General features: G+C 55.1%; 7 protein-coding genes. All 7 read left to right on the top strand.

Going from position 1 to position 9814, the window contains the following annotated elements; genetic code table 11:
• Positions 1-266: 266 nt before the first annotated feature.
• Positions 267-1157, top strand: a complete 891-nt coding sequence (locus C173_RS09730; protein ID WP_036724369.1) for a carbohydrate ABC transporter permease — start codon at positions 267-269, stop codon at positions 1155-1157.
• Between the two features lie 21 nt (positions 1158-1178).
• Positions 1179-2060 carry a carbohydrate ABC transporter permease gene (locus C173_RS09725; protein WP_081751106.1) on the top strand — a complete coding sequence of 294 codons (882 nt, stop codon included), beginning with the start codon at positions 1179-1181 and terminating at the stop codon, positions 2058-2060.
• Positions 2061-2124: 64 nt separating this feature from the next.
• Positions 2125-3879 (top strand): sensor histidine kinase, encoded by a 1755-nt coding sequence (locus C173_RS09720; protein WP_036724367.1) that lies wholly within the window; start codon positions 2125-2127, stop codon positions 3877-3879.
• Between the two features lie 9 nt (positions 3880-3888).
• Positions 3889-5496 carry a response regulator gene (locus C173_RS09715; protein WP_036724365.1) on the top strand — a complete coding sequence of 536 codons (1608 nt, stop codon included), beginning with the start codon at positions 3889-3891 and terminating at the stop codon, positions 5494-5496.
• Positions 5497-5641: 145 nt separating this feature from the next.
• A complete protein-coding gene (locus C173_RS09710) occupies positions 5642-7060 on the top strand; it encodes an ABC transporter substrate-binding protein (RefSeq protein WP_036724362.1) in 1419 nt (472 codons plus the stop codon).
• Between the two features lie 79 nt (positions 7061-7139).
• Positions 7140-7475, top strand: a complete 336-nt coding sequence (locus C173_RS09705) for a cupin domain-containing protein (protein WP_036724361.1) — start codon at positions 7140-7142, stop codon at positions 7473-7475.
• On the top strand, positions 7472-9499 hold the full coding sequence (locus C173_RS09700; RefSeq protein ID WP_036724360.1) for an alginate lyase family protein: 2028 nt from the start codon (positions 7472-7474) through the stop codon (positions 9497-9499). Before C173_RS09705 ends, C173_RS09700 begins: the two co-directional genes overlap by 4 nt.
• The last annotated feature ends 315 nt before the right edge of the window (positions 9500-9814 follow it).

Raw genomic sequence — 9814 nt, 5'->3', positions numbered from 1 at the left:
GCCGGAGTCCCGCCCCCGCCGTACCCGTCTCACGCCGCCCGCCGGAGTCCCGCCAACGCTGTGCCCGTCTCACTCCGCCCGCCGGAGTCCCGCCGCCCGCCGCACCCACCTCTCGCCGCCCGCCCCATTCACCATCGACTTGCCCTCCGGCCCTCCCCGCCGCCCCAGCTCAGTAACATCCTCCCCTTTCAATAGTTGATTTCCCTATCCCGGCCGCTTAGATGTTCCCTCTATAATCAAGGTACAGATTCTAAGGGGGGCCGTTTATGAAACAGAAAAAAATACATGCCTACGTCTTTGTATTTCCCAGCTTGTTCCTGACCCTGGTGTTCGGCATTTATCCTCTGCTGTGGGCCTTGCGGTATATGTTCTATGACTATCAGGGGTTTGGGACGCCTGTATTTATCGGCCTCGATAACTTCGGGCGGGTGCTGCGCGACCATCAGTTCTGGTCCTCTGTCGGCAATACCGGGATCTATGCGCTCGGCAAGCTCGTGGTGACGATTCCGATGTCGCTGCTGCTGGCGATTATCTTGAACCGCAAAATGAAAGGGCGTTCCTTCCTGCGAGCGATTTACTATCTGCCTACGATCTTCAGCGCCTCGGTGATGGCGATTGTCTTCTTCATTATTTTCAACTCCTATAACGGGATCTTGAATCAGCTGCTGATCCGCTTCCATATCATCAGCGAACCGGTTGGCTGGCTCAGCGCCGACCATGCCATGATGACCACCATCATTATTGCTATCTGGGGTGCGGTCGGTAACTATATGCTGTTGTTCCTCGCGGGACTCCAAGGCATTCCGAATGATCTGTACGAAGCGGCCTCGCTGGACGGGGCGAATGAATTCCAGAAGCTGAAGAATGTGACCATCCCGCTGCTGGGACCGGTGATGCAGATGATTATCATGCTGGCGATCACCATCTCGCTGAAGGGCTATGAGAGTATTATGGTGCTGACCGAAGGCGGGCCGTACGGCAAAACAGAAGTCATGTACCTGTACCTGTTCAAGCTCCTGTTCCCGGTCTCGGCGGAAGCGCAGTCCATCCAGCAGCTCGGCTATGGCAGCGCAGTCGGCTTCACCACTGCGGTCATTGTGGGCGGCGTGACGCTGGTCTACTTCCGGATCTCCAAGAAATTAAACGATGTGTACTAGAACCGACAGGAGGAGAGCAGAATGAATAACACCCGTACTCATACCCATACCCGTCCCGTCATGTCCCCGCTGCTGACCCGCTTGCTCGGCAAGGCTGTGCTCTGGATCTTTCTGATTGCGGCCGCCCTGCTGGCCTTGTTCCCGATCATCATGGTCGTGCTGGGCTCGTTCAAGACGAACCAGGAGCTGACCGGCAGTGCAACCATCTGGCCGTCAAGCTGGCATTTCTCGAACTACCTGGAAGCGTGGAAGAACGCCAACTTCTCCCGCTATACGCTGAACAGTATATTTGTAAGCGTGGTCACCACTGTCGGCACTTTGCTGGTGGCTTCGATGTCCGCCTATGCCGTAAACCGGGTGTCTTTTATCGGCAAAAAAGCATACTCCCTGCTCATGGCCTCCACGCTTTTTATCTCCATCGGGGCCGTGGTGCTGCGTCCGCAATTTGACCTGATGGTTATGCTCGGCCTGAACAAGACGCTCTGGGGCGTCATTATTATCCTGATCAGCGCCCATGCCACCTGTTATTTCATCTTAATCGGCTTCTTCCAGAGCATTCCGCGCGACCTGGACGAAGCGGCGATGATCGATGGCTGCAACTTCTACTCTGTCTACCTGCGTATCATCTTGCCACTGCTGCGGCCTGCGCTGGCGGTTGCCGGACTGGGGGCGTTCCAGGGGTCCTGGAATGAATATATTCTGCCGCTGGTCTTCACGATGAGCAATCCCCAGCTCCAGACGCTTCCGGTCGGGCTGGCGAATCTGCGCTACGGAATCGGAGCGGCGTCAGAGGTACAGCTGATGATGGCCGGCGCATGTCTGTCCATTTTGCCGCTGCTGGTGGTCTATGTATTCGCCAACAAATCCTTCATGCAGGTGACACTCGGCGCCGTCAAAGGGTAGTCCCGGAAAGAGTAGTGTTCCGCCTGCACTGTTGTTACAATGGGTTGCAAGGAGTGGTTCACGGATGAAACTCGGTTTCTACAAGCAGTCTTTGAAGAAAAGAATTCAGGTGCTGTACATCTTCCTCGCCATTCTCTGTATCAGTGTAACCGGAGTCGGTTCGTATCTCTTCGCGGCGCGCAGCATTCAGGGCAGTGCACTTGAGCTGAAGCAAGGCATTCTGAACAAATCCGTTCAGGTGATGGACGAGCATCTCCGGCATATCGTGGTTTCTTCCTTTTCCCTGATGCTGGGCGAAAGCTTTGGTCAAGTGATGAAAGATGTCAGCAACAATAATTCCGCTCATTATTATCAGAATCTGTCGCTGCTGCAGACTTCTTTTGACCAGCTTAAGCTGGTGGAGCCGCTGATCGATGCGACCTATCTTAGTACGCCGATTGGCGATTTTTACTCCACTAAGGATTTCCCCGACCGGAAGACCAACTTCATGGAGAAGTACGGGAGCTATCTGGAGCGGCCGGGCTGGAATACCCTGTGGCTGGGGGCGCATCAGAGCGAGCTGTTTCAATCGAAGGGCCTGGTGCTCTCGTTGCTGCTGAAGCCAACGGTAATTGACAATCATAATTTCCCGGACGTCTATATGGTTGTGAACATGAAGGAGGAGGCGATGAGGTCCATCCTGGAGCAGGATCTGATGAATAATCAGGTTCAGCTCTTTTTGCTGCAAAAGGATGGATCGATGGTCATCCGGCCGGAGACGCAGACTTACGCGTTCAATACGGAGCAGAATTTCGTCAGCCGGTTCAACCAAGGGACGGCAGGAGATTTCAACTATATCAATGTCTCAGGCGAGGAGCTGCTCGTCAATTACAGCACGCTGTCGATGAATGAGGACTGGGTTATGGTCAGCATTCAGTCCAAAGCAGACCTGCTGCAGCCGCTGAAGCAGATCCGCTGGCTGATCTTCTGGATTATGCTAATCTGCACCGTGGTGGCGCTGGCCTTGTCCAACCTGCTCGCCTCTGCACTGCTGAAGCCGCTCAACAAGCTGCAGCGTCTGATGGTAGAGGTAGAGTATAACGATCTAGATGTGCGGTTTCAGAGCCGCTATGAGGATGAGGTCAGCGCCGTCGGCCATAAGTTCAACCGGATGCTGGACCAGATTCAGGTTCTGATTCAGGAGGTGCGGACCTCGGAGCAGGAGAAGCGCAAGTCGGAGGTCAAGGCGCTACAGGCGCAGGTGGACCCTCATTTCTTATACAATACGCTGAATACGATCTTCTGGAAAAGCGAGAATGGCGAGAAAAGCGATGTCAGCGAGATGATCGTGGCCTTGTCGCTCCTGTTCCGCCTGGGGCTGAACAACGGGAATGATATTACGACCCTCCAGCAGGAGGTCCAGCATGTCCGGCAGTATTTGCAGCTCCAGCAGAAGTGCTATGAGAATCTGTTCACCTATACGATAGAGGTGGAGGATGACGCCTATCTGTCCGTCCGGATGTTGAAGATTCTGCTTCAGCCACTAGTGGAAAATTCAATTCTGCATGGCTTCCGCGACAAAGCGGAGCTAGGCAGAATTGAGATCCGCATCTACCGCGCTGCCGGATTCCTGATCCTGCGGGTCACGGACAACGGCTGCGGCATGGATGCCGCTCAGCTTGCGAATGCGGTGAACGGCACCGAAGCGGAGCGCAGGGGATATGCTTTGTCCAACCTGCGCAGCAGGCTCAGCCTGCACTACGGTGAATCCGCATCGATTGCCTTCAGCAGCATTCCCGATATTGCCACAACTGTAACCGTCACGATACCGATCCTTTAGGAGGCTGCCATGAACCCGTTGACCCTGTGCGTAATGGATGATATTCAGACTGTCGTCAAAGGAATTGCTTCAACGATCCCGTGGGCGGATCATGGAATGGAGGTGGCGGGGACCGCCGGCAACGGTGAGCAGGGCTGGGAGCTGCTGTTGGAGAAGGACCCCGACATCGTTATCAGCGATATCCGTATGCCGAAGCTCAGCGGTCTTGAGCTCATGAAACGGGCTGCCGAAGCGAAGCTGCGGGCCAAATTCATATTCATCAGCGGGTATTCGGATTTCAGCTATGCGCAGGAGGCGATCAAGCTGGGCGCCTCCAACTATTTGCTGAAGCCGTTCACCCAGCCGGAGATTGTGGACGCTGTGCTGAAGGTGAAGCAGACTATTGAAGAAGAGCGGGCGAGAGCAGAGCAGATACAGCAAATGGAGCAGAAGATGATGGCCAGCCATGCGCAGCTGCGCCAGGATTATCTCACCGCTCTGCTGCGCCAGGAGACCCATATCAGCCTGAGTGACAGCCGCTGGCAGGAGCTCGGCATCGACCTGGATGCCGGCAATCTGCTGGTGATGGCTATTGAGCTGGACTGTTATACCGAATACGGGTACACCCTGCATCTGGATGATAGCGAAATCATTCCTTTTGCGATCAAGAACATCCTGGACGAGACGCTGAAAATGCACACGCGCGGCGTTGTGCTGCGCGAGAGCAGACAGCGGCTGGCCGCGATCTTTAATCCGCCGGACGCCATGGATACGGTGGAGCTGCTGGAGCTGTGCCGTGAGAATGTGGAGAAATACAGCAAGAATACCGTTTCGATCGGCCTTGGCACAGCGGCACGGGGAACGCGTGAGATCCGGGCCTCCTTCGTGCATGCGGCCAAAGCGCTGGCCTACCGCTTTTACAGTGAGGGGAATTGTATCTTCCGCTTCACGGAGCTGGACCCGGAGAACCGCGCAGCCCCGGACTATCCTGAGGAGAAGGTGAAGGAGCTGCTGTACGCGCTCAAATCCGGCAATGAAGAAGGCTGTCATGAGATCATCGGCGAGATCTTCCGGCAGTGGACCCTCTCCGGCAGATATCCTGATCCGCTATCGATGGTCCGTCTGTTGTCCGGGCTGACCTTCGCTATGTACCGGGCGTTCTGTGATGAAATCACGGAAGAGGAGCGCATACAGCTGGAGGCTGACTTGACGGCGCTTGAGGAGAACCGTTCTTTAACCTTTGGCGGGTGGAAAAGCTATATCAATCACTTCGCCAGCATGGGCTGTGAATTCGTCGATAGCAAGCAGTTCCGTGATGTAACACAGTCCATTAACCGGGCCAGAGAATACATCCGGCTGCATCTGGAGGAGAATCTGACCCTGAACAGCTGCGCGCAGGCCGTCCATCTGAGCCCGAGCTATTTCGCAGGCGCCTTCAAGAAGGAGACAGGCATGACGCTGATTCAGTATATTACCAAGCTGCGGATGGAGCGGGCGAAGGAGCTGCTGATTGCCGGGGCGCAGGTGCAGGAGATTTCCCTGATGCTCGGCTATGAGGACCGCCCGTATTTCAGCGGCCTGTTCAAAAAATACTGCGGACTTACGCCCACAGCGTTCCGGCAGAAATACCTGAAATAAGCAGGAGCCGAAGGAACAGGGACAAGCATTTTTCCCCCCTTACAAAGTTAGAATGTCCCTCACCCCACTGAAAGCGGAACCATTATGATTACGTTAACAGATAGCCGATTGCAGGCTGTCAGGACAAGCACAAGGGGGCATAACGATGGATAAAAAATGGGTTGTTGCAACAATGAGTACAGTGCTGGCACTCAGTCTGGCCGGCTGCGCTGCCGACAGCAATAAGGAGCCCGCGGCAAGTAACAGCAAACCGGCGGACACCAAAGGAGATAACGGGGCAGCAAGCGGCGGCAAAACCAAAATCCTCTACTGGACACCCGACCGTCACGACGCCGATTTCATGAAATCCAAGATTGATGAGTTCAACAAGACGAATAAGGATAACATCGAAGTGGAAATGACCGTGATGGGGGACAATTATCCGCAGGCGGTAGATATCGCTTTTGCCAGTAAGCAGGCTCCTGATGTGCTTCAGATCAACGACTTCCAGACCTATTACAAAAAAGGCTACATGGCCCCGATCAATGACTATATGAGCAGTGAGATGAAGGAGACCTTCAAGGACAGCCTGCTGGAGAACAAGAATACCGTGGACGGCAAGACCTATACCCTGCCCAACACCGGACAGATCTGGAGACTGATCTATAATAAAGATATCTTCAAGCAAGCGGGCATTGAGAATCCGCCGAAAACTCTGGACGAGATGGTTGCTGCCGCCAAAAAGATTACCGAAACCGGCAAAAAGGACGGCATATATGGCTTCGCCAGCCCGTTCAAGAGCTCAAGCGGCTTCTGGCGTGCATCCAATACCGTAGCTGGCGCGAGCAACAATACCGGCATTGACGGCTACAATTACAAGACCGGACAATTCGACTTCAGCATGTACAAGGATATTGCGCTGGCCCTGCGTCAGATGAACGAAGACGGCAGCATGCTGCCGGGCGTAGAGAGTCTGGACATTGATCCGCTGCGCGCGCAGTTCGCCCAAGGCAAAATCGGCATGTACATTAACCACTCCGCAGAGCCCGGCGTCTACAAAGACCAGTTCCCGACCACCGCTAATTGGGCTGCCGTTGCTGTACCGACAACAGATGGAACGATCAAGGGCGCATCGCAGATCATCGGCGGCTCCTACATCGGCATCAGCGCAGACAGCACGCATAAGGAAGCAGCGTGGAAGTTCATGGAGTATGTGTACAGCGACAGCCTGCAAAGCGAGTATTATGAAAAAGGCTACGGCATCTCCCTGATCCCTACAGTCATCAGCTCCGGCAAAAAACCAAGTATTCCCGGCATTGAAGGCTTCCTGCCGAAGCGTTATGACGCGATTTATCCGGCGAACCCGCTGACCATTACAGAAGGGTCACTGGAAGGCAGTAAATGGAGCGATGCGTTCTCGGCATTCGTTTTCACCGGCGGCGATGTGGACAGCATTATCAAAGACCTGGATACCCGGTATAATGCTTCATTAGAGAAAGCAAGAGCCTCCGGCGCAACGGATATTGTTGCCGATCCAAGCTTTGACGCATCGAAGCTGCAGGGTAAATTATCCACCGACGAATAAGAGGTAAGGTTCAGGCGGGCGGCCGATGCATGATAGATTCGGCCGCTTTCTTGCATATTGAGAGAGGAGCAGATCCGAAATGATTTTAGAGAACAGCGAAGCAGCAAAGACGGTTCTTAATGAGAGCAGTTCCCGCACCCTGCTTGCAAAGGGGGGCTCGATGATGATGGTGGAGGTTACCTTCGCCAAAGGCGGCATCGGGGAGGTTCATTCCCATGATGCGCATGAGCAGATCAGCTATATTGTGAAGGGCAGCTTTGAGGTCAAGGTCGGGGAGGAGACGCGTATTCTGAAGGCGGGCGACAGCTTCTATGCCGGCTACAATATTCCGCATGGTGTGAAGGCGCTGGAGGATTCCGTGATTCTGGATGTGTTCAATCCGTTTCGTGAGGACTTCCTGGAGAAGCAGGAATGAAGGATTATTATCTGAACGCATCTGAGCTGCGCAGCGCTGCCGCTTATTATGCCCGTCATTTCCCCATTGAGGCGCAGAACTCGGTTCAGATTGCCGAGCATGCCGTGGACAATGAATTCATCATCCCTTATACCGGCGATCTGAGCCGCTGGATTCCGCTGGGCAAGCCGGTGGCGGACTGGCTGCATAATCCTACGAACGACCCCGAATTCACCTGGGGCATCAACCGCCACTGGCATATGCTGGATCTGGGCAAGGCCTATCTGATGAATGGCAAGCAGGAATACGTTACGGCCTTTATGCAGCATTTCCGTTGCTGGCGCGAGCAGAACCCGGTTCCTGTGATTCCGTCGTATGAGGAAGCGGTCTTTTTCCAGAAGCTGGGTCCATGGCGTCTGCTGGAGACCGGCCTGCGGGTGCAGTCCTGGATCTCTGCGTACAAATATATGGAGGACAGCCCGCTGCTGGATGGACACTTCCGCAGTGAGCTGCTGGAGGGGCTTGCGGAGCATGCTGAATTTCTGACCCGCTACCTGGGCAGCACGGAGATCAATCATGCGATTATGCATATGCAGGGCCTCTACATGATTGCTGTCTTCCATCATGAGCATCCGCGCGCACCGTATTGGCGGCAGCTGGCCGAGGAGCGCCTGGAGCTGTGTCTGTTGCATCAGGTCGGGCCGGAAGGGATACAGATCGAGCTGACCACCCATTACCATGATGCCGCCATTGAGATGTTCGGGACGCCTTATCTGCTGGGCGCGTTATCCGGCCACCCGTTCTCCTCCTGGTACGGCGGGCAGCTCCGCAAGATGGCCGCGTTCACCGAAGCGCTGGTCCGCCCGGATCACCAGTCCACGGGGATCGGCGATTCCGACTGGATCAGCAGCGGCCGGCAGCGGCTGACGCTGCTGGGGGCCATTCTTAAGGATGATGCACTGGTCGGACGCGGCACGGGCAATGCAGAATGCCTCTGGCTGCTGGGAGCCGAGACGTATGAGCGGTGTGTTCAGCTTCAGGCGGAGTCTGCGCCTTCGGTGAGCAGCGTGGCTTTTGTGCAGACCGGGTATTATGTGATGCGGGACCCGCAGCAGTATCTGTTCTTCGATGCCGCAGAGATGGGCGGAGCGCACGGTCATGCCGATGCGCTGAATCTGGAGTGGATGTGGAACGGGCAATTGCTCTTCACCGATACCGGGAGGTACACCTATGAGGAAGGGGAATGGCGCCGTTATTTCAAAAGCACCCGGGCACACAACACTATTACCATAGACGGGTTGGATCAGACGCCGTATATCTCTACCCAGCAATGGGGCGAGCCTGTGGCTAAGGCCAGCACCTTCCGCTGGGAGAGCAACAGCCGTTACCACTTCATTGATGCCGCGCATGACGGATACATCCGTCTTCCCGGTCCGGTAATGCACCGGCGCTGGGTGCTGCTGGGCGTGGAGGTGCCGCTGCTGCTGATTGCCGACTGGCTGGAGGCGGATGGCGAGCATGAGCTGGAGCAGCGGTTCCATCTGCACCCGGAGGCGGTGCTGGAGCTGTTTTCCGAAGCCGGAGCGGCTGGAGAAGCAGTGACCGGAGAAGCTGAAGTTGAAGCTGAAACAGCCGTTATTGGAACCGGAGGAGACGCAGCTGGAGGATTTGCCGTCGCCGCACAGCCTACAGCAACCGTGGTCTATCCCGGCTCTACAGTGAAGCTGAATATGAGCTGGATGACAAGCGGCCTGAAGGATGAACAGTTCACGGTGAATAAGGAGCAGGGCTGGGTATCGGAGGTCTACGGCTCTAAATCGGAGATTCCGGTAATCGAGGGCCGGGCGGCTTGGGCCGGTAAGGCTGGAATTCTGACCCTGTGTCTACCCGGCGATGCGGCGGACAACAGCGGTCCGCTGCACGTGAACACTTGCATGGTGGACGCGGAGCGGCGGCGGGTCGAGCTGTCCTATGTATACGGAGATGCGATCGGCACCATTGTAATCGGCCCGGACACCCTGGGCTGGACGGAGCGGAAGGAATAAGCATTTTGTGCTGGAAGTTATTAAAGATAAGAATATTAGCAGATAAGACTTCTCCGCTGGCCGTTTTCCGGCTGCGATAGGCTTAAATGCACTTTGTACAACTAAAACATCCGATGTCGAATCGATTACCTGTTTAGGTGTATTTCGTACAATAAAATATTCACGCATTGCCGGTTCTTGCCTCTTTGGGCAGATTTAGTTGCACAGACTACAGCTATACGAGAAAAGTATGCTGTTCCGCTGCTTTTAAGTGTACATTCTACAACTATCCCTGTCTTGCCCTTCACTTGGGAGGAGTTGCAGCAGTAACTGTTA

The organism is Paenibacillus sp. FSL R7-277, assembly GCF_000517965.1.
In the GTDB taxonomy this organism is placed as follows: Bacteria; Bacillota; Bacilli; order Paenibacillales; family Paenibacillaceae; genus Paenibacillus_AQ; species Paenibacillus_AQ silagei.
The sequence above is the reverse complement of the archived record's forward strand: the minus strand, read 5'-3'. Positions and strand labels throughout refer to the sequence as shown.